Below are 23,429 nucleotides of genomic sequence, written 5' to 3'. Positions count from 1 at the left end.
GGAGAGGGCCGGGTGGCGTGGGGGCCACCCGTGACGCGTGGGGAAGCGTGTCACTGGGGCCAGGTACATGTCAGGACCCTGGCTGGATGTTGGCCGGAAATCGTCCGTTGAGCGATGGTCGACATACGCAATGCGAACGGACCGCGAACAGTCGGACGCGCCAACACGCGCGCCGCCCCGGGGAGTTGTTCACCCGGGGCGGCGGCGTGTCTGTGCGGAACGGTCCGTGTGGAACGGTCCGTGCGGACCGATCTGTGCGGACCGATCTGTGCGGAACTGCTCGGTTTACGGGAAGGTGACCTTCCAGCTGTTGATGTAGCCGGTGTCCTGCCTGGCCACGTCCTGCACCCGCAGCTTCCAGGTGCCGTTGGCCACCTCGGAGGAGGCGTTGACCGTGTAGGTCTCCTTGACGTTGTCCGCCGAGTCCGAGGAGCTGGCCGGCTTCAGCGGGTAGACCGTCCCGTCGGGGGCGAGCAGGTCGACCTTCAGGTCACCGCGCCAGGTGTGCACGATGTCGACGCCGACCTTCAGCGCGCTGGGCGCGTTGCCGGTGCGGCCGGTGACGTTGACCGAGGAGGTGACCGCGGCGCCGTTGTCCGGGATGGAGACGTCCGTGGTGTTCTCGAAGTCGGTGCCGGGCGTCTCGCCGCCGGGGCGGGCGCCGACGTTCACGGCGGCCCAGGCGTGGGCGACGGCCGCGTACTCGGCGCTGCTGGTGCCGTACAGCTCACCGGCGACCGCGAGCGTCCCGGTGCGGGCCGCCGCGTAGTTGGTCGTGGTCGTGAACTTCGTGGTGAGCGCCTTGAACCAGATCAGCGATGCCTTGTCCCGGCCGATGCCCGTGACCGGCAGGCCGTCGGAGGTCGGCGAGTCGTACTGGACGCCGTTGATCTCCTTCTTGCCGCTGCCCTCGCTCAGCAGGTAGTAGAAGTGGTTGGCGACACCCGACGAGTAGTGCACGTCGATGGAGCCGATGCCCGAGTACCAGGAGTCCTTGGACGAGCCGTCCTTGCTCGGCTTGTCCATGTAGCGCAGCGGGGTGCCGTTGCCCCGGATGTCGATCTTCTCGCCGACGTTGTAGTCGCCGACGTCCTGCGGGTTGTTCGCGTTGAACTCGACGGCTGCCGCGAAGATGTCGGAGGTCGCCTCGTTCAGGCCGCCGGACTCGCCGCTGTACGTCATGTTGCCGGTCGCGGCCGTCACGCCGTGCGTCATCTCGTGGGCCGCCACGTCGATGGAAGTCAGCGGCTTGGAGTTGTTCGCGCCGTCGCCGTACGTCATGCAGAAGCAGGCGTCCGACCAGAAGGCGTTGACGTAGTTGTTGCCGTAGTGGACCCGCGAATACGCGCCGACACCGTCGCCGCGTATGCCGCTGCGGCCGTGCACGTTCTTGTAGTAGTCCCAGGTCAGCGCCGCGCCGTAGTGCGCGTCGGCGCCCGCGGTCTCCAGGTTGGAGGGCAGACCGTTGCCCCACACGTCGTCGGTGCCCGAGAAGAGGGTGCCGGTGCCTGAGGTGCCGCGGTTCAGGTTGTACGTCTTGTGGTTGCCGCGGCCGGTGTCGGTGAGGGTGTAGTTAGACCCCGACTGGGCGGTACCCAACGGCACTTGACCGCTGTACTGCGTGTTGCCGGTGCCGTTCTCGATGCCCTGCCACTGGAAGAGCTTCTTGCCGGTGGCGGCGTCCGTGATGACGTGCAGCTCGTTCGGCGTGCCGTCGTGCTGCAGGCCGCCGACCACGGTCTCGTACGCGAGGACCGGCTCGCCCTTGGCCATCCACACGACCTTGCGCGGCGCCCGGTCCGCGTCGGTCTTCTTCGAACCCTCGGCCTTCGCGGCGCTCAGCGCCTGCTTCTCCGCGGCCGACGCCTTGACCTCGGCGCTCATGTCGACACCCTTGAGCTGCGCCTTCACGGCCTTGGTGACGCTCTTGGTCTTCCCCGACTTGGCGGTGTCCACCACCATGTCGCCGCCGAGGACGGGCAGACCGTCGTAGGTGCGCTCGTAGCGGGTGTGGACGGTGCCGTCACGGTCCTTCGTGACGTCCCGGACGACGAGCTTCTCCTTGGCGCCGAGCCCCAGATCCTTGGCGGTGTCCGTCTTGGTGGCGTTGGCGTCGCGGATCAGCTCCGCGCGCTGGGCGGGGGAGAGCTTCGCGGCCAGCGCGCCGGGGTCGACCTTCCCGAGCTTCTGGGCCTTGGCGGCGGGCGCCTTCGCGGGGTCGTCGGCCGAGGCGGGACCCGCCTGAACGGCGACGGCGAGCAGAGCGGCGACGGCGGAGAGGGCGCCGGCGGCGGTGGCACGCGTGCGGAGGGAACGGGTGCGGGGGGTGTGTCTGTGGGAGGTGCTTCTCAACACGGACTCCTTCTGCGCGGCCGCGGCGGGTGCGCGGCCAGAGCTACCGCACGGCTGGATCGCCGTCCGGGCAGAGCAAGGCGGTACGCAGAACTGGGCGGTGCACACAGGGTGTTGCGTGGTGCGGGTTGCGTGAGAGGAACCGTTGACCACCGCGTTGTTGAATGTTGTGTGGTGGTCGAGGGGAAGAGTGACACCGGAGCGCCATCGCTGTCAGGAGCGCGTCAATAGTTGGCCGGAATTGGTCCGTTGGCCGGTGAGGTACGTTCACTATCCGGAGCCCGACAGGGAGCCGTCACGGCATGCCCGGCGCGGCCGTGGCCCGTTCAGACGCCGACGCTGGTCTGTGCCGCCCACTCTCGGGAGTGCTCAAGCGTCAGGTCGGCCGCGGACCGGGCGTCGGTCACATAGGCGGCCCACCAGCCGAGGGCCAGTCAATCTGTACGACGGTTCTTGGCGGAAGGGGCGCGCTCCCAGAGCTACCGTGAGCCCTCCGCAGGGAGAAGTGGGACTCAACTCACTGCGCGATCCATGTCAGCTCATGCGGATTCGAGCAAGTCGGTTACGTACCCCTGGAGCGGAGCCGGAAATTCCTCGAGGTCGATCTCGCGAAAACGGGCAATATGGGACGCTTGCACGTACCCGGTCGACGCAAGTTCAAGGATGGCGTGGAGTTGGGCCTCCAAGGCGGCGTGGTCCTTTTCGCTGACGGCTGCCGCCGCCAGAACCGTGGCCAGAGAGGAAGCCTCGACAGCGGAGTAGGAGTGGACCCAATCCGTGGTTTCGTCCGCTCCGCGTTCCCGTACGTGTGCCTGCACGTCCGTGATCTTCCGCATCAATGTCAGGAAGTCACCGGCATTCATACAACTACTCCACTTGGTCGGGTCAATATGGAAGGACGAAGGGGATTGGCCATGGTATGTGGGTGTTATTAGCAGCGTCGGGGTTGTAGTGCGGACTGTTCGGATTGTGAGTGTTCCGATGGTGCAGCTTTCCTGCCTCATCTTGGTACTTTCCGCCGATCGACAGTCGGTAGACGTCGCCGTTGGCCGCATTGGAGCCCGCTGGAGCGGTCCCGTCCTTATCGTGAACGCGGAGCCGGACCGTGTTCCCTGTTTCGGGGTCCTGCCACTTGTATTCAACGCCCTTCTGGGACCCGCCGTTCGGGTGCGGTGTGAGCACACGCATCTCGGCATTGTCCGGCACGACGCTGAGGGGCGTACGCCCCCTCATGTCCCAGCCGCCACCCTCGACGCGAGGCGGGCACGGACTGAGCCCCAGTGGATCGGCCCATGTGTGCGGATTGTGGACATATGAGGTGGGGTTGGGTGCTGGCTCGATTCCCAAGGGGTCCGCAGTCACATAGCGGGCGGTTTCTGGATCGTAATGGCGGAAGTAGTTGTAGTGCAGGCCTGTTTCGGGGTCGTAGTACTGGCCTGGGAAGCGCAGGGGCGTGTAAGTGGTGCTCTTCTCGGCCCAAGCGGTGTTGCCCCACAAGGTCGAGCGGGATCGCCAGGCCAGGCGCCCCTTGTCGTCGACAAGTTCGCTGGGTGCTCCAACCAGGTCTGTGATGATGGCGAAGAAGCGGGAGTCGACCTCTTGTTGTGGGGAGTCCGCTACTGCCTTGCGTTCGGTCTGGGCGATTGGGCGTGTGCCTTGGTGATCCCAGGTAAGGGCGATCGGGCACGGCAGCTTCGAAGACGTAGTCCTCTGCTCGCACAGTGTCGTGCCGTCCCAGGTGAAGTCGACCTGCTCCACGACGGATTCGCCGTCATCGCTGAGGCGAAGCTTGGCCGTGCGACGGCCCAGAGGGTCGTAGGTGTATCGCCAACGAGTGCCATCCGGTGTGATCACTTGAGTGAGGCGGTCCTCCGCGTCCCACTCATAGCGCCAGGTGTCCGGCTTGCGGGACAACCGGGTCTTCTGGCGCAGGATGATGCGGCCCAGCGCGTCATGTTCGTAGCGGACGCCTCCCGCGCGGGTGAGGCGGGAGCCTTCGTAGATGCGCTCACCGACGGCCTCCCGGCCGGGGTGCGCTACTGGCCAGGAGGCAGATGTTTGGTTGCCCACCTCGTCGTAGGTGTACTGCTCCGCCCAACCGGCCGCGCGCACCGTCGTCACCCGGCCTGCCGCGTCGAGTTCAAAGGTGCGCCTGCCGGAGAGCTGGTCCTCGATCGCGGTCAGGTAACCGTCAGGACGGTACGTGTACGCCCGCTCCTGGATCGAGTTGCCCCCCATGTCCGACAGCGACTGGCGGGTGAGGCGGCCCAGGGCGTCGTAGCCGTGGGTCAGGTTGAGCGTATCGCCAATGCGGCGGCCAAGTTCCAGGCCCGCCAGGTCGTGGGTGAAGTCGATGACGCGCCCCGAGGTCACCAGCTGGGTCTGATGGCCTGCCGCGTCATAGGTCCACGTGCTGGTGGCGCCGCTGGGCGTGGTGCGGCTGATACGTCGGCCCAGCGTGTCGTACGCGTATGTCACCACTCGGCCGTTGACTGTCTCCGAGTGAAGACGGCCCGAGGCGTCGCGAACGAAGGACACCGTAACCTCTGGCCCAGCGGCTTCGGCCAGCTGATTCGACAGGTCGTAGGCGTAGGTCGTGACCTGCCCTTCCGATTCTTTCCGCGTCACCTGACCCAACGCGTTGTGCACAAAACTGACTGTTTGGCCGAGGGAATTGGTACGGCGGGTCAGGAGGCCCGCCGGGTTGTACTCGTACGTGAGTCGGCGGCCGTCGAAGTCCGTCTCTGATATCAGGTTGCCTACGGCGTCGTACTCGTACTGCCATGTGAGGCCCTGAGGACTGGCCACCTTCGTCGAGCGCATCTCGGTGTCGTAGGTGAATTCGTACCGAGTGCCGTCCGGCCCTGTGCGAGCCGACATCAGGTCGAAGTGGGTGTACTCGAAGCGTGAGACCGCGCCGATCGCATCGGTGTGGGAGATGCAGTTGCCCTCGCCGTCATAGGTCCACGACTCGTGGTTTCCGTCGGGAGCCGTGGCGCGGGCCAGTTTTCCTTCGAGTGTCCACTCCAGGTGTGTTGTGCCCCCTGAGGGATCTGTGATCAGGGAGGGCAGTCCGAAGGCATTGCGTTCATACGTCGTGACGGCGCCCAAGGGGTCCGTGACCGCGAGCGGCAGGCCTGCTGCGTCGCACCTGAAGAGTGTCGTGTTGCCGAGAGCGTCGACGGTGGAGGTGGGGTGACCTGCATGGTTGTACGTCACGCCAGTCGTCGCGCCGGAGGGGTCCGTCATGGTCGTGCGGTTGCCGTGCTCGTCGTACTCAAGCCGCCACTGAACCCCGGCCGGTGTGGTGAGTTCCGTGAGCAGACCGAGTTCATTGTGCACGCCAACCGTTCGGCCTCCGTCAGGGTGGACGACGGCAGTCACGTATCCGCCGTGGCTGTAGGTGTAGCGAGTCGTGCGCCCGAGCTGGTCGGTGACGGCGGTCAGCCGGTGCTCGGAGTCCCAGTCCTGGCAGGTGGTGTTGCCGAGGGGGTCGGTCTCGCGGATGAGGCGGCAGAACTCGTTGTGCTCGTACGTCCTGGTGTGACCGAGGGAGTCGGTGATACGGGTTGTGCGGGTAGCGGTGTCGTAGGTGAGAGTGGAGGCCAGGGCACCGCCGGTGCCGCCGGTCTCGATGACGCGGCCGTGCTCGTCGTAGGCGTACCAGTAGGTGGTGTCGTTGCGGTCCGTCCACGAGGTGATGCGGCCCTCGGCGTCGTAGGTGTACCGCAGGGGCAGCCCGGAGGAGTTGATCTCCTCGGTCAGATGGCCGGCCTCGTCGTAGGCGAAGGACAGGACGGTGGTGCCGGGCGCCTCCGGATCCGCGGGATCGATCAGGCGCAGCCTCGTGATGCGGGGCAGGTCCGCGTGGTGGTCCAGTGCGATGCGGTAGCCGCCCGAGTGGACGACGGCGCGGGGCAGGTCGCTCAGGTCCTCGTCGTACTCGACGGAGACGCGGTTGCCGTTGCGGTCCTGGATGTGCTGGAGGGGAAGGTCGAGCGTGGCTTCGGCCGCGGCGGGGACCGGGTGGTGGAAGACGTGGGTGAGGCCGGTGTCGGGGTCCTCGATTTGCAGGGCTCCGGCTTGGTCGTGGTCGAGGGCGGGGGCGAAGCGCAGGGTGAGGCGGGTGCCCGGGGTGTCAGCACGTACCGGTTCGTGCGTCCCGGCATCAGGCAGGGGGAAGCAGATGCGTGCCCCGTCTGCGGCGGCGTAGACCACCCCCTCATCGTCGACCTGGAGACGCTGGTCGAGCGTGGATGCCCAGGAGGGCCCGAACCAGCCTCCCCAGCGATACGAGGAGAGGTGTGTGCGCTCCAGCACGAGGGGGAGCACACCCGGAAGTTCGATGTCCTTGCGGCTCAGCGCCATGTCACCGGTGGCGACGTCGATGGGGTCGCGGACGAACTTCTTCAAGTTGTTGCGGATAGAGGCAGGAAGTTTGTCCCAACCCGGGCGCATCCGCATGCGGCTCAGCGTTGAGCAGTTCAGCTTCAGCTTGCCCAGGCCCTTGCCGAGCAGCTTGCCCAGGCCACCGAGCCCCACCCCCAGGACCGCGCCCAGCGCCAGGGTCTCCGCCATCTTCCCGGGGTCCTTGAAGGTGGACGGATCCTGCAACAACGTGTCGAGCGCCGCATACTTGGCGCCCTGCCCCGCCAGCTTGCCCATCTTCGCGATGGACTTGATCTCTTTGAGGGCCTTCAGCGCCCTGGACAGGCCGCGGATCACTTCGAGGACGGCGCGGATGGTACGGGCCATCGCCGAACCAGCGTGCTCGATCCGGCCGATCAGCGCCATCGCCTTTGCGAACCGGGCACCCGCGGCGAGGTTGCCGACCACCGCGGAGACGCCGCCGGTGAGCACCGACAAGCCCAGACTCACCATCTCGACCTCGATGATCTCGAGGATGACGACGTTGAGCTCGGTGAGCAGCTCGTGGGCTTCGTCCGCGAACTTGTCGAGCGCGTCCGCACCGTCGCGCAGCGCGTCGCCCATCTGCGTGGCCTGCGTGCGGGTCTTCTTTGCGCGTTTGAAGAACTCGCGGGCGGCCTTGCCCTCCCACGTGACGTCCGTGAGCGCGTGTTCGGCGTCCTTGACGGACGCGTCGACCGCCTTGGCCAGAGCACGCCACTTCTTGGCGATCTCTCTGACGCCGTCGGGGTCCACGGCCGGGTCGGAGATCCCGAGGAACTCCATCATGCTGGCCATGTTGTCGCCGGCCATATGGTTGAACTTGTTGATGTAGTGCAGGGGGTTGAGGTCGACCATGGTCCGGCGCCTCAGCCCTTCTTGCCCTGGGCGGCCTCGAGGAGCAGGTCAAGCACGTCGAACGCCTCGGAGATGTCGGTCATGAGCTTGGCTTCGTCATGCCACTCGTCGACCATCTGCGAGGCCACCTTCGACAGGGTCTCCATCCCCTCGCGGACGTCATCCGTCGCGCTCATCAGCGCGCCGAGCGCTCCCAGGGCGGACAGGTCGTGCGAGGCGTCCTTGAACTCGCGCAGCGGTTTGGCCATGTGATGCGGAGCCTTGCGCAGCAGCGGTGCCGCCTTCGCCATCGACTCCGAGTCCTTGCTCAGGTCCCCCATGACCCGTACCGCCCCTTTTTGCCTTGTACGCAGATGCCAATGGGCAACGTTAGTTCGACTGCCTCGCGGCGTGATCACTGGGGTGGAGGCCGTCGTACGGGCTGAATGCCGTCAGCCCACCACACTCTCCCGCCACGCCCGGTGAAGGTCGGCGAACGCGCCCGTTCCCGCGATGAGGTCGGCGGGGGTGCCGTCCTCCGACACCCGGCCGTGTTCCATGACCAGTACCCGGTCGGCGATCTCCACCGTGGAGAGGCGGTGGGCGATCACGACGGCCGTGCGGCCGCGCAGCACCGTGTGCATGGCGCGCTGCACCGCCCGCTCGCCCGGGATGTCCAGTGAGCTGGTCGCCTCGTCGAGGATGAGCACGGCGGGGTCGGCGAGGAGGGCGCGGGCGAAGGCGACCAGTTGGCGCTGGCCCGCCGAGATCCGGCCGCCCCGTTTGCGTACGTCGGTGTCGTAGCCGTCGGGGAGCGACGTGATGAACTCGTGGGCGCCGATGGCCTTCGCGGCGCGCTCGATCTCCTCGCGCGTGGCGTCGGGGCGGCCGATCGCGATGTTCTCCGCGACCGTCCCGGAGAACAGGAACGCCTCCTGGGTCACCATCACGACCCCGCGCCGCAGCTCGGCGCCCGACAGCTCGCGCAGGTCGACGCCGTCCAGGAGGACGCGGCCCTCCGTGGGGTCGTAGAAGCGGGCGAGCAGCTTGGCCAGCGTGGACTTGCCCGCTCCGGTGGAGCCGACCACGGCGACGGTCTGCCCGGCGGGCAGCGTCAGGTCGAAGCGGGGCAGCACCTCGCCGCCCGTCCGGTAGGCGAAGCTCACGCCTTCGAAGCGGACTTTCCGGCCCGGGTGGTCCGACTCCAGGACGGGCAGGGGGCGCGTCGCGGACGGCTCCGGTTCGGGCACCGTCGGCGTCTGGGCGAGCAGGCCCGCGACCTTCTCCAGGGAAGCGGCCGCCGACTGGTAGGAGTTGAGGAACATGCCCAGCCGGTCGATCGGGTCGTACAGGCGCCGCAGGTACAGCACGGCGGCGGCCAGCACCCCGAGCGCGAGCCCGCCGTCCGCGACCCGGTGGGCGCCCCACAGCACGATGGCGGCGACGGCCGTGTTGGCGACGAGCCGCGAGCCGACGACATAGCGGGCCATCTCCAGCATGGCGTTGCCGTTGGTCCGCTCGTGCCGTTGGTTGAGCACGGCGAAGTCCGCGTCGTTGGCCCGCTCCCTGCGGAAGGCCCGCACCGGCCGGATGCCGTTCATCGTCTCCGCGAACTTCACGATGACGGCGGCGATCGCGGTCGACCGGTCGCGGAACATCGCCCCGGCACGCCGCTGGTAGAGCCGGATCAGGAGGTAGAGCGGCACGAACGACGCCACGGCCACCGCGCCGAGCCCCAGGTCCAGCCAGAGCAGCATCACCGAGATGTAGACGAACGACAGCAGCACCGTGACGAGCTCCTGCAGGCCCTCGCTCAGCAGCTCCCGCAGCGACTCGACGTCGGTGGTGGAGCGCGAGATGAGCCGGCCCGAGGTGTACCGCTCGTGGAAGTCGACGCTGAGCGCCTGCGCGTGCCGGAAGATGCGGCCGCGCAGATCCAGCAGTACGTCCTGGTTCACGCGCGCGGAGGCGACGATGAACGCGTACTGGAGCGCTCCCGAGGCGCCCGCGCAGAGCAGGTAGCCGGCGCCGACCGCGATCAGCGGGCCGTAGTCGTCGGCGCGGACGGCGGGCACGCCCCGGTCGATGGCGTACGCGACGAGCAGCGGGCCCGCCTGCACCACGGCCTGCTGCACGAGCAGCAGCACGGCGGCCAGCGTGACGCGGCCGCGGAGGGGCGAGAGGAGGGAGAGGAGGAGCGTGCGGGTGGCGCCCGGGGGCGCGGGCAGCTCGTCCCTGTCGAAGGGGTCGTCCGGGGCGGGGCCGCCCGCCGCGAGGTCCGGCTCCTCGGGGCCGGGCTCGGTGGGCTTCTCCCGAACGGGCGTCGACGAGGTCATCGGGTGGCCTCCTCGGAGGGGTGGGGGGCGGCAGGGGAGAGGTGGGGAGCGGCGTCGGTGGCGGGGCCGACGGCGGCGGTGTGGTCGTGGGACGTGTCGGGCGTGGCATCCGTGCGGCGGACGGCGTCCGTGCGGCGAGTGGCGTCCGTGTTGGGTGTGGCATCCGTGCGGTGGGCGGCGTTCGGGTCGGGTGTGGCGCCCGTGCGGTGGGCGGCGTCCGTGTCGGGTGTGGCATCCGCGCGGCGAGTGGTGTCCGTGCGGCGAGTGGTGTCCGGGTCCGGCGTGGCATCCGCGCGGCGAGTGGCGTCCGTGTCGGGTGTGGCGCCCGTGTGGCGAGTGGCGTCCGTGTCGGGTGTGGCATCCGTGCGGCGGGCGGCGTCCGTGTTGGGTGTGGCGCCCGTGCGGCGGACGGCGTCCGTGTCCGGGGCGGGCGCGTCGGCCCCCGACATCAGCCACGCGTACTCCGCGTTCTCCCGCAGCAGCTCCTGGTGCGTGCCGACGGCGGCGACGCGGCCACCGGACAGCAGGGCGACCCGGTCGGCGAGCAGCACCGTGGAAGGGCGGTGCGCGACGATCAGCGCGGTCGTGTCCGCGAGGACCCGCCGCAGCGCCGCCTCCACCAGCGCCTCCGTGTGGACGTCGAGGGCGGACAGCGGGTCGTCGAGGACCAGGAAACGGGGGCGGCCGACCACGGCGCGGGCCAGGGCGAGACGCTGGCGCTGGCCTCCGGAGAGGCTCAGGCCCTGCTCGCCGACCTGCGTGTCGGTGCCGTGCGGCAGGGCGTGCGCGAAGTCGGCCTGCGCCACGTCGAGCGCCCGCGCCAACTCCTCGCGGCCCGCGCCCTCTTCGGCGCCCATCAGTACGTTCTCGCCGACCGTCGCGGAGAACAGCGTGGGCTCCTCGAAGGCGACGGACACGAGCGTACGGAGACGCTCGCGGTCCATCGCTGTGATGTCCTCGCCGTCCAGCGTGATGCGGCCGCCGGTCACCTCGTGCAGGCGCGGCACCAGCGCGGTCAGCGTCGTCTTGCCGCTGCCGGTCGCGCCGACGATCGCCATGGTCTCGCCGGAGCGGATGTGCAGGTCGACGCGGTCGAGGACGGGGGGCGCGTCCGGCGCCGCGTCGGGGTAACGGAACTCCACACCGTGGAACCTGAGCCCACCGCCGTGAGCGGCAAGCACCTCGTGGCCGACACCCGGACCCACCGGTGAAGCAGCACCCGCCACCCCCTCCGGCTCCGCGTCCATCACCTCGAAGTACCGTTCCGTGGCCGTCGCCGACTCCTGGCTCATCGCGAGGAGGAAGCCGATCGACTCCACCGGCCAGCGCAGCGCGAGCGCCGTCGACAGGAAGGCGACCAGCGTGCCCGCCGACAGGCCGCCGTCCGCGACCCGCACCGTGCCGAGCACCAGCGCCGCCCCGATCGCGACCTCCGGCAGCGTCATGATCACCGCGTAGATCGCGGCGAGGATCCGCGCCTTGGCGAGCTCCGTGCCGCGCAGCGTGTGCGACAGCTCGCGGAACGCCCGCGCCTGACTGCGGTGCCGGCCGAACCCCTTGATGATGCGGATGCCGAGCACGCTCTCCTCGACGACCGTCGTCAGATCCCCGACCTGGTCCTGTGCGCGCCGCGCCACGGCGGTGTACCGCCCCTCGTAGTACGCGAGGGCGATCACCATCGGGGCCACGGGCGCGAGCAGCACAAGGCCGAGCGTGAAGTCCTGGCCGAGCAGGATGATCACTCCGACCACGATGGTCGCGCCGTTGACCAGCAGGAACGTCAGCGGAAAGGCGAGGAACATCCGTAGGAGCATCAGGTCCGTCGTACCGCGCGAGAGCAGCTGGCCGGACGCCCACCGGTCGTGGAAGGCCACCGGGAGCCGCTGCAGATGGCGGTAGAGGTCGGCCCGCATCGCCGCCTCGACGCCCGCGAGGGGCCGGGCCACCAGCAGCCTCCGCAGTCCGAACAGCAGCGCCTCCGCGATGCCGAGGAGCAGGAGCAGCAGAGCCCCGAGCCACACCCCCGACGAGTCCCGGTCGGCCACCGGGCCGTCCACCATCCACTTCAGTACGAGCGGGAACACGAGCCCCGTACAGGAGGCGACGATCGCGACAACCGCCGCGATGAGAAGGCGGGTTCGCACCGGCCGCACGTACGGCCAGAGGCGCAGCAGCGTCCGTACGGTGGACCGATCCTTGGCAGGGGCATCTGATTTCGGCATCAGGAGCGAGCCTACGGATCGCCACTGACACAGCCCACCGAGTTTTGGACCGCTCTCCGTACTCCGCTGGTCCTAGGGCCCGTTCAGTGTGCCGCCGCGTACGGAAGTACTACGCCGCAAGGCCGACGCCGGTCCGCGGTCGCCCTCGCGACGGACCTCGCACGTCATCAGCGCAGGTGACGACCGTGATCCCGCCGCTGCCTAGCGTGTGGAAGGCAGTGATCACGACCGGCCGCCGGCTCACCGGCGCGGCCCCGGCCGCCTTCACCGCTCCCCTCCTCCCCTCCTCCCGTCATGCCGCTCGGAGATCCGCCATGCCCAGATCAGCACTCGGCCCGGCCGGTTCCGCGGTCCTCACGCTCCTCCTCGGCCTCTGGGGGATCACCCGCGAGGACAGCATGTGGCGCGACGAGGCCGCCACGTGGGAAGCGGCCCACAGGACGGTGCCCGAGCTCGGACACCTGGTGCAGCAAGCCGATGTCGTGCACGGCCTCTACTACCTGTTCATGCACGGCGTCTTCGCCGTCTTCGGGGACAGCCTCCTCGCCCTGCGACTGCCCTCCGTCCTCGCCATGGCCGGCGCCGCCGCCGTGACCGCCGCGACCGCACGACGGCTGGCAGGACCCCGCGCGGGACTCGCGGCCGGCGCCGCCTTCGCCCTCATGCCGAGCACCCAGCACTACGCCCAGGAAGGCCGGTCCTACGCCCTGGTGGTGGCCGCGGTGGCGGTCGCCACCCGTCTCCTCGTCACGCTGGCGGACGGCCGCAGGGAACCGCGCACGGCTGTCGCACCCTGGGCCGGCTACGCGGGTGCCATGCTGGTCGCGGCCCTGCTCAACTGGCTCTCCCTGCTGGCCCTTCCGGCACACGCCGTGACCGTCCTGATCGCTCGGCGGCGCGGCTCGGCCCGGCTCCTGACCCACTGGCCGGCGGCGGCCGCGGCCACCACGGCGGGCGCGCTGCCGCTCGTCCTCACCAGCCACTCCCAGGCGCAACAGGTCGCGTGGATACGCCCGCTCACCTGGTCGACCGCACTGGCACCGCTGCTCCTGGTGGCCTCGGGGTTGCTGTGCGCCCTGGCGGCGAAGCGGCGGGGAAGAGCCGCGGGCGCCACGGACCCTGCAGACCGCCCCACTGTCTCGGCGGTCTCCCTCGGCCTGCCCCTGCTGGCCGTCCCCGTGCTCGCCCTGATGCTCGTCTCCCTGGTCGAACCCCTCTACATAGACCGGTACGTGCTCTACGCCAATATCGGGCTCGCCGTGCTCATCGGCGCGGCCGCCGGCGCCCTCGTACGTTCCCGGCGCCTGCTCACCGCGGCGGTCGCCGTCGCCTTCGCCGCCCTGCTGCCGTTCCAACTCGGCCTGCGCACACCGCAGAGCCGCGTCGACGACGTCCTGGCCCCCGCCGAGACGGTGGCCGGCGCCGCGCGGCCGGGGGACGGCGTGCTCTTCATCCCCTCCCTGCGCCGCGACACCGCCGAGGTCTCGCCCGACTCCTTCACCGGCCTCGACGACCTGGCGCTGGCCCAGAGCCCCACCGCCTCCGGCACGCTCCAGGGGACGGAGCGCGCGCCCGGACACATCCGCGAGGCGATCCTGGCCAAGCACCGCATCCTGGTCGTCGCGGACGCCGACGCCCGCCCCGGCACCGCCCGCGACGCCCTGAAGCGCAAGGTTCTCGCCGTTCACTTCACACGCTGCGCCGACACGGAGGTACGCGGCCGCCGCGTGCAGGCCTACGAACGGGGCACGAGCTGCGCGGCCGGGCCGTCCCACGCGGACGCGCCCCCGGCGACGAACCGCTGAGCACCCGCGGGGTGAAGTGCTCGCGCTCGTCGCCGAGGGCACGTCGGACCGTGCGATCGCCGTCCTACGCCTGCTGCCAGAGCGCCGGCGTGTTCGGCGGCTCCCAGCCCGGCTGGGCCTGGTGCGCCTGGAGGCAGCGGTACGTCGACCCGCCGTAGGTGACCGTGTCACCCGCCGCGTACACCTTGCCCGCCGCCCACGTACCGCCCGGCTCGGGGTCGCCCGGGCCCGGGTCGCCGCCACCCGTGGTCTTCAGCGTCAGACCGAACTGCTGGAGCAGCGGATTGATCGGCTGGTGGTACGTCGTGCCGCCGCTGCGGCAGTTGCCCGAGCCGCCCGACGTGACGCCCTGCGCCTGGCTGCCCGAGATGTAGGAGCCGCCCGAGTCGCCGGGCTCGGCGCAGACCGTCGTCCTGGTCACCCCGCTGATGGTGCCCTCGGGGTAGGTGACGCTGGTGTTGTGCTGCGAGATCGTGCCGCAGTGCCACCCCGTAGTGGAGCCGGACCGGCAGATCGACGCACCCACCGGGGACTGCGTGGAGCCCCCGACGCCGACCCGCTGGCCACCTTGGCCCTTCACGTACGGGGTGGCGGTCCACTGGGCGTTCGTGGCGACCCAGGCCATGTCCCTGCCGGGGAAGATGGATGCCTGGAACGTGCCCTGGGCCACCTGGTTGTAGCCGGTGGTCGCCGTGCCCGCGCGCCCGCAGTGGCCCGCCGTGGCGAAGCCCTGCTGGGTGCCCTTGGTGATCGGGAAGCCGATGGAGCAGCGGCCGCCCATGTAGTACGCGTCGCCGCCCACGAGGTCGTACAGCGGCCGCGGCCGCTCCGCGGTCTTCGCTATGCGTACGAGGGAGGAGTCCACGTCGGCGGCGGAGACGAGGGACTCGGCGGCGCCGGCCTTCGCGACGCCCACCACGACGGCGTTGGTCCGCACGTCGACGTACCAGACGGGCACGTCACGCGCCGCGTTCTTCTCGGCGGCCCGGTCCAACTTGCGCTTAGCGGCGTCGAGTTGGGCCAGCGAGTGGTCGACCACCCGCGCCCGCGCGCCCCGGGCCTCGATCACGGGGACGTCGGCGGCGTCGGTGGTGGCGACGGTGAGCTTCGCGGACGTGGCACCGTGCACCCAGGCGCCCGCGAAGTCACGGCCGAGCGCGTTCCGCAGGATCCCCGCGTCGGCGCCGGCCTCGGCCTCGTTGACCAGACGGGCCTCGGCCTGCGCCGACGTGAGGCCGAGGTCGCGCTGCATGGCCTTCAAGACTCCGGGAGAGGTCTTGCCGACGGCGGCGCTCTCGGCGGGGGAGAGCGAGGGGGACGGAGAGGACGGAGAGGCCGACGCGGTGCCGGGCAGTCCGGCGACGACGAGCGCACCGGCCGCGACGACCGCGGCACAGGCGGCGGAGAGACGTCTGTGATGGGTGGGGAGCATGCGGGGGACTCCTCGGGGTGCGAGGGATGAGCGGGGATCGCCCACACCGTAGAAGCCTCAACAGCCCGCCAATAGCTGTCACTCGACCCCCCTGCCCGACGTTATGACCCTCACGACTGAGGCGGCGAAGGTGCCGCGAGCCACGCCGTGTAGCTGGTGCTGCGGGCCGCGGCCTCCGCGTGGGCCGCGCGGGCCAGGGCGAAGACCGCGGCCGCCGTGTCGTGGGCCGGGGCCGTCGGGTGCCAGCCGAGGAGGTGGCGCCAGTAGAGGGGGGCGCCGGAGAGGGGTCTCGTCACCAGGCCCGGGGTCGGCGGGAAGGTCGCCCGGCACAGGCCCACCGCCCGCCCCACCTGCACCAGGTGCACGCAGGACGCGACATCCGTCTCGTACACGCGCGACGGCGTGAACCCGGCCCGCGCGCACGCCGCCGAGAAGCAGTCCGCGAAACAGCCGTCGCCCGGCACGTCCGTCCACGCCTCCTCCGCGAGCTGCGCCAGGTCGATCTCCTGGCGGCCGGCCAGCGGATGGCCGGTGGGCAGCATGACGAAGACGGGGTCGCGGGCCACCTCGCGCCACACCAGGAGCTCGCTCTGCGGCGGGGCACTCGCCCCGCACGTGCCGACCAGCGCGAAGTCGAGGCGGCCGTCCGCCGTGCGGGACGCGATCTCCCGCTCCGACCACGACGTGTGGGTCGTCACCGGCACCCCCGGATACGCGGTGGCGAGCCGGTCCACCAGCGCGCCGAGCAGCGGCCCGTGGATGCCGCCGAGCCGGAACCCCGCACCGTCCTCCCAGGCCCGCGCGAACCGCTGCGCCTCCTCCCGCAGCCCGGTCACCGCGGGCAGCACCACCCGGGCCCGCGCCAGCACGAACTCGCCGAGCGCGGTGGCCCGCACCCCGTGCCGCCCCCTCTCGAAGAGCGCACCGCCCAGCGAACGCTCGATCCTCTTCAACTGCGCGCTCAGCGCTGGCTGGGCGAGCCCGAGCGCGGTGGCGGCCTTGGTCAGGCTGCCCGCGTCGGCGATCGCCCGGATCGTCTTCAGGTGCCGCAACTCCAGGTCCATAAGGCGAGCTTGGAGTCACCCCCGGGCCGGGGCAATACTCTGGTACGGACCAGAACTGACCATGCGCACATCAGCTGTCGGCCACCCTCAGGAGCACCACGGAACGCTCCGCCACCGTCACCGCGTCACCCGCCCGGTGCACGGTCCCGGGTGCGGCGGCCTGACCCTCCAGCGACGTGTCCACCACCACCTCGTACGCCTCCGCCCACGGCGGCCCCGGCAGCACGAAGGACGTCGGCCCGTCCGCCGCGTGCAGGACCGCGAGGAAGCTGTCGTCGACGACCGGCGCGCCCAGCGCGTCGCGGCCCGGTATGTCGCGCCCCGACAGATACATGCCGAGCGTCGCCGTCGGCGCGTACCAGTCCGCCTCCGTCATCTCCGTGCCGCCCGCCGTGAACCACGCCAGATCCCGCAGCCCGTCCGCCGAACGGGCACGCCCGGAGAAGAACGACCGGCGCCGCAGCACCGGATGCCGCAGCCGCAGCTCGATCAGCCGCGCCGTCAGCGCGAACAGCTCCCGCCACCCGGGCTCCTCCCTGAGCCCCCAGTCGACCCAGCTGACCTCGTTGTCCTGGCAGTACGCGTTGTTGGAGCCGCGCTGCGTACGCCCCATCTCGTCGCCCGCGACCAGCATCGGCACCCCGGTCGAAAGGAGCAGCGTCGTCATGAGGTTGCGCAGCTGGCGCCGGCGCAGTGCCGTGATGTCCGCGTCGTCCGTCTCGCCCTCGGCGCCGCAGTTCCACGCCCGGTTGTCGTCGGAGCCGTCCCGGTTCCCCTCCCCGTTGGCCTCGTTGTGCTTCCTCTCGTACGTCACCAGGTCGCGCAGCGTGAAACCGTCGTGCGCCGTCACGAAGTTCACCGACGCGTACGGCCTGCGCCCGCCCCACGCGTACAGGTCGCTCGACCCCGAGAGCCGGTACCCCAGATCCCGTACGTCCGGCAGCGCGCCCCGCCAGAAGTCCCGCACCGCACCCCGGTAGCGGTCGTTCCACTCCGTCCACAGCGGAGGGAAGGCGCCGACCTGATAGCCGCCCGAGCCCACATCCCACGGCTCGGCGATCAGCTTGACGCGCCGCAGCACCGGATCCTGCGCGATCACCGCGAGGAACGGCGACAGCATGTCCACGTCGTGGAAGGAGCGGGCGAGCGCCGCCGCCAGATCGAAGCGGAAGCCGTCCACGCCCATCTCCGTCACCCAGTACCGCAGCGAGTCCGTGATGAGGCGCAGCACGTGCGGCTGGACGACCTGCAGCGTGTTCCCGCAGCCCGTGTAGTCCGCGTACCGCCGCGCGTCGTTCGGCTGCAGCCGGTAGTAGCCGCGGTTGTCGATGCCCTTGAGGGACAGCATCGGTCCGAGCTCGCCCGCCTCCGCCGTGTGGTTGTAGACCACGTCCAGGATCACCTCGATCCCGGCCTCGTGCAGCGCCCGCACCATCTGCTTGAACTCGCCGACCTGCTGACCCGTCGTACCCGACGCCGCGTACGCCGCGTGCGGGGCGAAGTAGCCGATCGAGTTGTAGCCCCAGTAGTTGCGCAGCCCCCGCCGCAGCAGGTGGTCCTCGTGCGCGAACTGGTGCACCGGCAGCAGCTCGACCGCCGTCACCCCGAGCCGTACGAGATGGTCGAGCGCGGCCGGATGCGCAAGCCCCGCGTACGTGCCCCGCAGCTCCTCCGGCACCCCCGGATGCAGCTTCGTGAAGCCGCGCACGTGCAGCTCGTAGATGACCGAGTCCGCCCACGGCGTCTTCGGACGCCGGTCGTCCGCCCACTCGTCGTCCGGCGCGTCGTCGTGCACCACCACGCCCTTGGGGACGTACGGCGCGGAGTCCCTGTCGTCGCGGACCGTGTCCGCCACATGCTGCTGGGGCCAGTCCCGCACGTGCCCGTACACCTCGGCGGGCAGCCGGCCGTAGTCGTTGCCCGGGCCGCCGTCCACCGCGCGCGCGTACGGATCGAGGAGCAGCTTCGCCGGGTTCCAGCGAGCGCCCGTCCAGGGATCCCAGCGGCCGTGCACCCGGTACCCGTACCGCTGACCGGGTCGCACGCCCGGCACGAAACCGTGCCAGATCTCGTGCGTCAGCTCGGTCAGCGGACAGCGCGTCTCGACGACCCTGCCGCCCTCGGGGTCGAACAGGCACAGCTCCACTGCCTCCGCCCCGCCCGCCCAGAGCGCGAAGTTGGTGCCCGCCACCCCGTCGGGACCGACCCGGAACCGGGCCCCGAGCGGCGTCGGCGCCCCCGGCCACACCGGCCGGGCCGGCGCGGCACGCTCCACCGCCCGCCTGCTCCCGTTCACCGAGGGGGCGGGCCGCCCGGTCGTGCCGCGCTCCGTCGCCCGCCCCTCCTGCACTGCCTCTTGCTCGGCTGCGCTCGACACCTGTCAGCCTCCTGCGGCTCCGTCGGCCGACGCGCGAAGAAGGGTGTGCGGCGTCCCGGCCGCGGCTCCCCCTACGTCGTCCTCCCCATGGTTCTGCCCACCGTGCGCGTCGCACTCACGTTTCCCAGGCAGGGGGACGGTCGTTGGGACCCACGTGAGACGTGATGCGAGGCGCGCACGGCGCGCAGGGGCCGTGCTGGCCGCGGTACTGACATGGGCGGGCCTGCTGGCCGGGGCGACGGGCTGCACCTCCGCGGAGGTCGACGGACTCGTGGGGAAGCCGCGCTCGCCCGCGGACGTGATCCGGGTGTCCCCCGGCGACAACAGCAAGGGGGTCAAGGCGGACGAACGCATCGAGGTCAAGGTGCCGAGCGGCCGCCTGGAGTCGGTCAAGGTGGTCCGGACGCAGGACGCGCAGAAGTTCGACGTGCCGGGCCGCATCGAAGAGGACGGCATGACCTGGCACCCCCTCGACGACGGCCCGCTGGCGCTCGCCGCCACGTACAAGGTCGACGCCGTCGCCCTCGACGGCCACGGCCGCCGCTCGGCCCGGCACACCACCTTCCGGACGTACGTCCCCGACGAGCGCTTCACCGGGTACGTGACACCGGAGAACCGCGCCACCGTCGGCACCGGCATGATCGTCTCCCTGGAGTTCAACCGGGAGATCGAGAACCGCGAGGCCGTGCAGCGCGCCATCCGCGTCACCGCCCGCCCGGCCGTCGACATCCGCCCGCACTGGTTCGGCAAGACTCGCGTCGACTTCCGCCCCGAGAAGTACTGGAAGCCCGGCACCAAGGTCACCGTCGGCCTGCACCTGCGCGACGTCGAGGCCGCCCCCGGCGTCTACGGCCTCCAGGACAAGACCTTCGGCTTCACCGTCGGCCGCCACCAGGAGTCCCTCGTCGACGCCGCCGAACACACCATGGAAGTACGCCGCGACGGCGAGCTCATCTCCACCGTGCCGATCACCGCGGGCGCCCCCAAGACCACCACGTACAACGGAAAGATGGTGGTGACGGAGATGCTGGAGGTGACCCGCATGAACAGCCGCACCGTCGGCTTCGGCGGCGAGTACGACATCCCCGACGTCCCGCACGCCATCCGCCTGACCACGTCCGGCACCTTCCTGCACGGCAACTACTGGGCGCCGGACGCCCCCGGCAACACGAATGTCAGCCACGGCTGCGTGGGCCTGCGCGACGTGAAGGGCGGCAGCGCCGAGACGCCCGCCGGCTGGTTCTTCGACCGGACCCTCGTCGGGGACGTCGTCGAGGTCGTCAACAGCGATGACAAGAAAGTCGCTCCCGACAACGGCCTCGGCGGCTGGAACATGGAGTGGAAGGACTGGGTGAAGAACAGCTGATCCCCCGGCCGGTCACCAGGTGACCGCCGGGTGACCGGCGGACGACCACCAGGTGATCATGGACCGGCCGCACCCCACGGGCAGTTGGAACGGAACGGTGACATTGGCGGGGAGTCATCGCCCGGAACCGTGTGGTTATCTATCGCTGGCGCGTGTCTGAAACGCGCAGGTGCACTGGGGTGCGGGCCTGGATCCAGGCCGTGCGAGGGGAGACAACATCTTGAACGGGCGACCGATATCGGGGACGTCGGTTGGCGCGCGGCAGCGCGCGCGACGGCGGGGCGCCAGGGGACTGACGGCGGTGGTGTCGGGGGCGGCGCTGCTGTTCGTCGCGGCATGCGGGGGCGGCTCGGACTCGGGCGGCGACGGTGACGGCAAGGGCGAGGCGGACAAGAACGCCCCCTCGAAGGCCGTCGTGTCGATAGCCCCCAAGGACGGGGCCAAGTCCGTGGCCACCAGCGGCGCCCTGAAGATAGGCGCCGACAACGGCAAGCTGTCCGAGGTCAAGGTCGAGGACGGCAAGGGCAACCCGGTGCCGGGCAGGATAACCGGGGGCGGTACGAGCTGGACGCCCGCGCACCACCTCGCCGCCGCCACCAAGTACAAGGTCCACGCCGTGGCCAAGGACTCCGAGGGCCGCGCGTCCGCCAGGGACACCGTCTTCACGACGCTGACCCCGAAGAACACGTTCATCGGTCAGTTCACGCCGGAGGACGGCTCGAAGGTCGGCGTGGGAATGCCGTTCTCGGTCAACTTCACGCGCGGCATCACCGACCCGAAGGCCGTCGAGAAGGCCATCGAGATCAAGACCGAGCCGTCCGTGCCGGTCGAGGGCCACTGGTTCGGCAACGACCGCCTCGACTTCCGCCCGGAGAAATACTGGAAGGCCGGCACGAAGGTCACCGTCAAGCTCAACCTCGACGGCGTCGAGGGCCGCCCGGGTGTCTACGGCAAGCAGGCCAAGACCCTGAACTTCACCATCGGCCGCAGCCAGGTCTCCACCGTCGACGCCAAGACGCACCAGATGAAGGTCGTCCGCGACGGCAAGCAGATCAAGAAGATCCCGATCACGGCGGGCGCCCCCGGCACCACCACGTACAACGGCGAGATGGTCATCAGCGAGAAGCTCCAGGTGACCCGGATGAACGGCGAGACCGTCGGCTTCGGCGGCGAGTACGACATCAAGGACGTCCCGCACGCCATGCGCCTGTCGACCTCCGGCACGTTCCTCCACGGCAACTACTGGTCGGGCGGCGCCTTCGGCAACACCAACGCCAGCCACGGCTGCATAGGCCTGAGCGACGTGCGCGGCGGCTACAGCAAGAAGACGCCCGCCGGATGGTTCTTCAACAACTCGCTCATCGGCGACGTCGTCGTGGTGAAGAACTCCGCGGACAAGAAGATCCAGCCGGACAACGGCCTCAACGGCTGGAACATGTCGTGGGAGGAGTGGAAGGCGTAAGCACTTCCTCCTGCTGCAACTCCGGGGCCCGGCGCACTGTGACCAAGTGCACCGGGCCTCGCGCCGTTAACCCCCGCTAACGTGCCTTCCATGACTGCACACCTCGAAGTCGCCGAAGGCGTCGGCACGATCCGGCTCGACCGCCCCCCGATGAACGCCCTGGACATCGCTACCCAGGACCGCCTCAAGGAGCTCGCCGAGGAGGCCACGCGGCGCGACGACGTACGCGCCGTGGTGATCTACGGGGGCGAGAAGGTGTTCGCGGCGGGCGCGGACATCAAGGAGATGCAGGCCATGGACCACGCGGCCATGGTCGTACGCTCCGGAGCCCTCCAGGACTCCTTCACCGCCGTGGCCCGCATCCCCAAGCCCGTCGTCGCCGCCGTCACCGGCTACGCGCTGGGCGGCGGCTGCGAGCTCGCGCTCTGCGCCGACTTCCGCATCGCCGCCGACAACGCGAAGCTGGGCCAGCCGGAGATCCTGCTCGGCCTCATCCCCGGCGCGGGCGGCACCCAGCGCCTGTCCCGTCTGGTCGGCCCGTCCAAGGCCAAGGACCTCATCTTCACCGGCCGCCACGTGAAGGCCGACGAGGCGCTCACCATCGGCCTGGTGGACCGCGTCGTCCCCGCCGCCGAGGTGTACGAGCAGGCGCACGCGTGGGCCGCGCGCCTCGCGCGGGGCCCGGCCATCGCGCTGCGCGCCGCCAAGGAGTCCGTCGACGCGGGCCTGCAGACCGACATCGACACCGGCCTCGCCATCGAACGCACCTGGTTCGCGGCGCTGTTCGCCACCGAGGACCGCGAGCGGGGCATGCGGAGCTTCGTCGAGGAGGGCCCGGGCAAGGCCAAGTTCGTCTGAACTCGGCCCCGTCCGGCGTCAGTTGGACGTAGGGCAGCGCCGGCGTCCCCCGAAGGAGCGGATTACGGCCGCCTAAACACGGGCTTGACTCCGCACCCCCGAAGCGTTAAGTGATCATGCGTAAGCGGGAAGTCATCGCAGGTCAGGGTGGGTTTTCGGGCACTTAACTGCCTCTGGCATATGTCAAACAAGCCCCCCGGAATGGATGGTTCCGGGGGGCTTATTCCTCCGGAACGGCCCCGGAAAGCGCTCTGGGCGGCCATGATGGGGGGCATGGCGGGGCTGGAGGGTGACGAACGGCCGCGGCGGCACGGCAGTGCGACCGCGGCGCGCTGGTCGCCGGCGGTAGAGGACGAACACGCGCTCAAGGCGCTCGAGTTGTTCGGCAATCCCACGGACGCGGAGGTTCCGCTGCCGTCGCGCCCGGAGTCCGCCGCCATCGCGCGCCGCCTCGCCCAGGTCGTCGTCCTGCGCCACTGGGGACTCTCCCCGAAACTCACCGAGGACGTCGTCCTGCTCGTCTCGGAACTCGTCGGGAACGCCGTGCGGCACACCGGCGCCCGCGTCTTCGGCCTCCGCATGCAGCGGCGGCGCGGCTGGATCCGCGTCGAGGTCCGCGACCCCTCGCGCGGCCTGCCCTGCCTCCTCCCCGTCCACGAGATGGACCTGAGCGGCCGCGGCCTGTTCCTCGTCGACAAGCTCTCCGACCGGTGGGGCGTGGACCTGCTGCCGCGCGGCAAGACGACATGGTTCGAGATGCGGGCCGCTGACCGCTGACACGCGAAAGCCCCCGGCGGCCGTGGTCGGCGCGATGGGGGCCTTCGTGAAGGGCCGTGGATGTATGGGGTGTGATCCACGGCCGCTGATGAACGACCTGAGCCCGGGTCAATGGGGGTCGTGTCTCCGACTAT

At 70.3% G+C, this 23,429-nt stretch carries 14 protein-coding genes; 5 read left to right on the top strand and 9 right to left on the bottom strand.

Features of this window, described 5'->3' with window-relative positions:
• Positions 1-285: 285 nt before the first annotated feature.
• The 6 genes from ACI2L3_RS26550 to ACI2L3_RS26525 all read right to left on the bottom strand — a co-directional run bounded on the left by ACI2L3_RS26550 (position 286) and on the right by ACI2L3_RS26525 (position 12,154).
• The gene (locus ACI2L3_RS26550; protein ID WP_404754886.1) at positions 286-2,352 is read right to left on the bottom strand and encodes a M4 family metallopeptidase; all 2,067 of its coding nucleotides are present in this window, start codon (positions 2,350-2,352) and stop codon (positions 286-288) included.
• 539 nt (positions 2,353-2,891) lie between these two features.
• Complete coding sequence (locus ACI2L3_RS26545; protein ID WP_404754885.1) at positions 2,892-3,215, bottom strand: hypothetical protein; 324 nt, start codon at positions 3,213-3,215, stop codon at positions 2,892-2,894.
• 22 nt (positions 3,216-3,237) lie between these two features.
• Positions 3,238-7,617, bottom strand: a complete 4,380-nt coding sequence (locus ACI2L3_RS26540) for a polymorphic toxin type 30 domain-containing protein (protein WP_404754884.1) — start codon at positions 7,615-7,617, stop codon at positions 3,238-3,240.
• Between the two features lie 11 nt (positions 7,618-7,628).
• Positions 7,629-7,937, bottom strand: a complete 309-nt coding sequence (locus ACI2L3_RS26535; RefSeq protein WP_404754883.1) for a hypothetical protein — start codon at positions 7,935-7,937, stop codon at positions 7,629-7,631.
• Between the two features lie 111 nt (positions 7,938-8,048).
• A complete protein-coding gene (locus ACI2L3_RS26530) occupies positions 8,049-9,932 on the bottom strand; it encodes an ABC transporter ATP-binding protein (protein WP_404754882.1) in 1,884 nt (627 codons plus the stop codon).
• Positions 9,929-12,154, bottom strand: a complete 2,226-nt coding sequence (locus ACI2L3_RS26525) for an ABC transporter transmembrane domain-containing protein (protein ID WP_404754881.1) — start codon at positions 12,152-12,154, stop codon at positions 9,929-9,931. Before ACI2L3_RS26525 ends, ACI2L3_RS26530 begins: the two co-directional genes overlap by 4 nt.
• Positions 12,155-12,468: 314 nt before the next feature.
• Between ACI2L3_RS26525 and ACI2L3_RS26520 the strand changes: the two genes are divergently transcribed.
• On the top strand, positions 12,469-13,959 hold the full coding sequence (locus ACI2L3_RS26520; RefSeq protein ID WP_404754880.1) for a glycosyltransferase family 39 protein: 1,491 nt from the start codon (positions 12,469-12,471) through the stop codon (positions 13,957-13,959).
• A gap of 64 nt (positions 13,960-14,023) precedes the next feature.
• Here ACI2L3_RS26520 and ACI2L3_RS26515 read toward each other — a convergent pair whose 3' ends face one another.
• The 3 genes from ACI2L3_RS26515 to glgX all read right to left on the bottom strand — a co-directional run bounded on the left by ACI2L3_RS26515 (position 14,024) and on the right by glgX (position 18,832).
• Entirely contained in the window at positions 14,024-15,391 is a 1,368-nt protein-coding gene (locus tag ACI2L3_RS26515; protein ID WP_404754879.1) for a carbohydrate-binding protein, read from the bottom strand.
• Positions 15,392-15,501: 110 nt separating this feature from the next.
• Positions 15,502-16,455, bottom strand: coding sequence for a LysR substrate-binding domain-containing protein (locus ACI2L3_RS26510; protein ID WP_404754878.1), 954 nt, complete (start codon positions 16,453-16,455; stop codon positions 15,502-15,504).
• Positions 16,456-16,525: 70 nt separating this feature from the next.
• Complete coding sequence (gene glgX / locus ACI2L3_RS26505) at positions 16,526-18,832, bottom strand: glycogen debranching protein GlgX (protein WP_404754877.1); 2,307 nt, start codon at positions 18,830-18,832, stop codon at positions 16,526-16,528.
• A gap of 196 nt (positions 18,833-19,028) precedes the next feature.
• Between glgX and ACI2L3_RS26500 the strand changes: the two genes are divergently transcribed.
• From ACI2L3_RS26500 to ACI2L3_RS26485, 4 genes are all read left to right on the top strand, one after another.
• A complete protein-coding gene (locus ACI2L3_RS26500) occupies positions 19,029-20,198 on the top strand; it encodes an Ig-like domain-containing protein (protein WP_404754907.1) in 1,170 nt (389 codons plus the stop codon).
• 220 nt (positions 20,199-20,418) lie between these two features.
• Positions 20,419-21,660 carry an Ig-like domain-containing protein gene (locus ACI2L3_RS26495; protein ID WP_404754876.1) on the top strand — a complete coding sequence of 414 codons (1,242 nt, stop codon included), beginning with the start codon at positions 20,419-20,421 and terminating at the stop codon, positions 21,658-21,660.
• Positions 21,661-21,750: 90 nt separating this feature from the next.
• Positions 21,751-22,518, top strand: a complete 768-nt coding sequence (locus tag ACI2L3_RS26490) for an enoyl-CoA hydratase/isomerase family protein (protein WP_404754875.1) — start codon at positions 21,751-21,753, stop codon at positions 22,516-22,518.
• Positions 22,519-22,791: 273 nt separating this feature from the next.
• Positions 22,792-23,295: an ATP-binding protein gene (locus tag ACI2L3_RS26485; RefSeq protein WP_150186326.1), complete on the top strand. Its 504-nt coding sequence runs from the start codon at positions 22,792-22,794 to the stop codon at positions 23,293-23,295.
• Positions 23,296-23,429: the final 134 nt, after the last annotated feature.

The sequence above is a fragment of the Streptomyces sp. NPDC029674 genome (assembly GCF_044903205.1).
GTDB lineage: Bacteria > Actinomycetota > Actinomycetes > Streptomycetales > Streptomycetaceae > Streptomyces.
This window is presented reverse-complemented; position numbering and strand designations above follow the sequence as displayed.

Bases quoted from the DNA above. Each gene is read 5' to 3' on its own strand.
- ACI2L3_RS26545 (WP_404754885.1), bottom strand. From the start codon at position 3,215: ATGAATGCCGGTGACTTCCTGACATTGATGCGGAAGATCACGGACGTG.
- ACI2L3_RS26540 (WP_404754884.1), bottom strand. From the start codon at position 7,617: ATGGTCGACCTCAACCCCCTGCACTACATCAACAAGTTCAACCATATG.
- ACI2L3_RS26535 (WP_404754883.1), bottom strand. From the start codon at position 7,937: ATGGGGGACCTGAGCAAGGACTCGGAGTCGATGGCGAAGGCGGCACCG.
- ACI2L3_RS26530 (WP_404754882.1), bottom strand. From the start codon at position 9,932: ATGACCTCGTCGACGCCCGTTCGGGAGAAGCCCACCGAGCCCGGCCCC.
- ACI2L3_RS26525 (WP_404754881.1), bottom strand. From the start codon at position 12,154: ATGCCGAAATCAGATGCCCCTGCCAAGGATCGGTCCACCGTACGGACG.
- ACI2L3_RS26520 (WP_404754880.1), top strand. From the start codon at position 12,469: ATGCCCAGATCAGCACTCGGCCCGGCCGGTTCCGCGGTCCTCACGCTC.
- ACI2L3_RS26515 (WP_404754879.1), bottom strand. From the start codon at position 15,391: ATGCTCCCCACCCATCACAGACGTCTCTCCGCCGCCTGTGCCGCGGTC.
- ACI2L3_RS26510 (WP_404754878.1), bottom strand. From the start codon at position 16,455: ATGGACCTGGAGTTGCGGCACCTGAAGACGATCCGGGCGATCGCCGAC.
- ACI2L3_RS26490 (WP_404754875.1), top strand. From the start codon at position 21,751: ATGACTGCACACCTCGAAGTCGCCGAAGGCGTCGGCACGATCCGGCTC.
- ACI2L3_RS26485 (WP_150186326.1), top strand. From the start codon at position 22,792: ATGGCGGGGCTGGAGGGTGACGAACGGCCGCGGCGGCACGGCAGTGCG.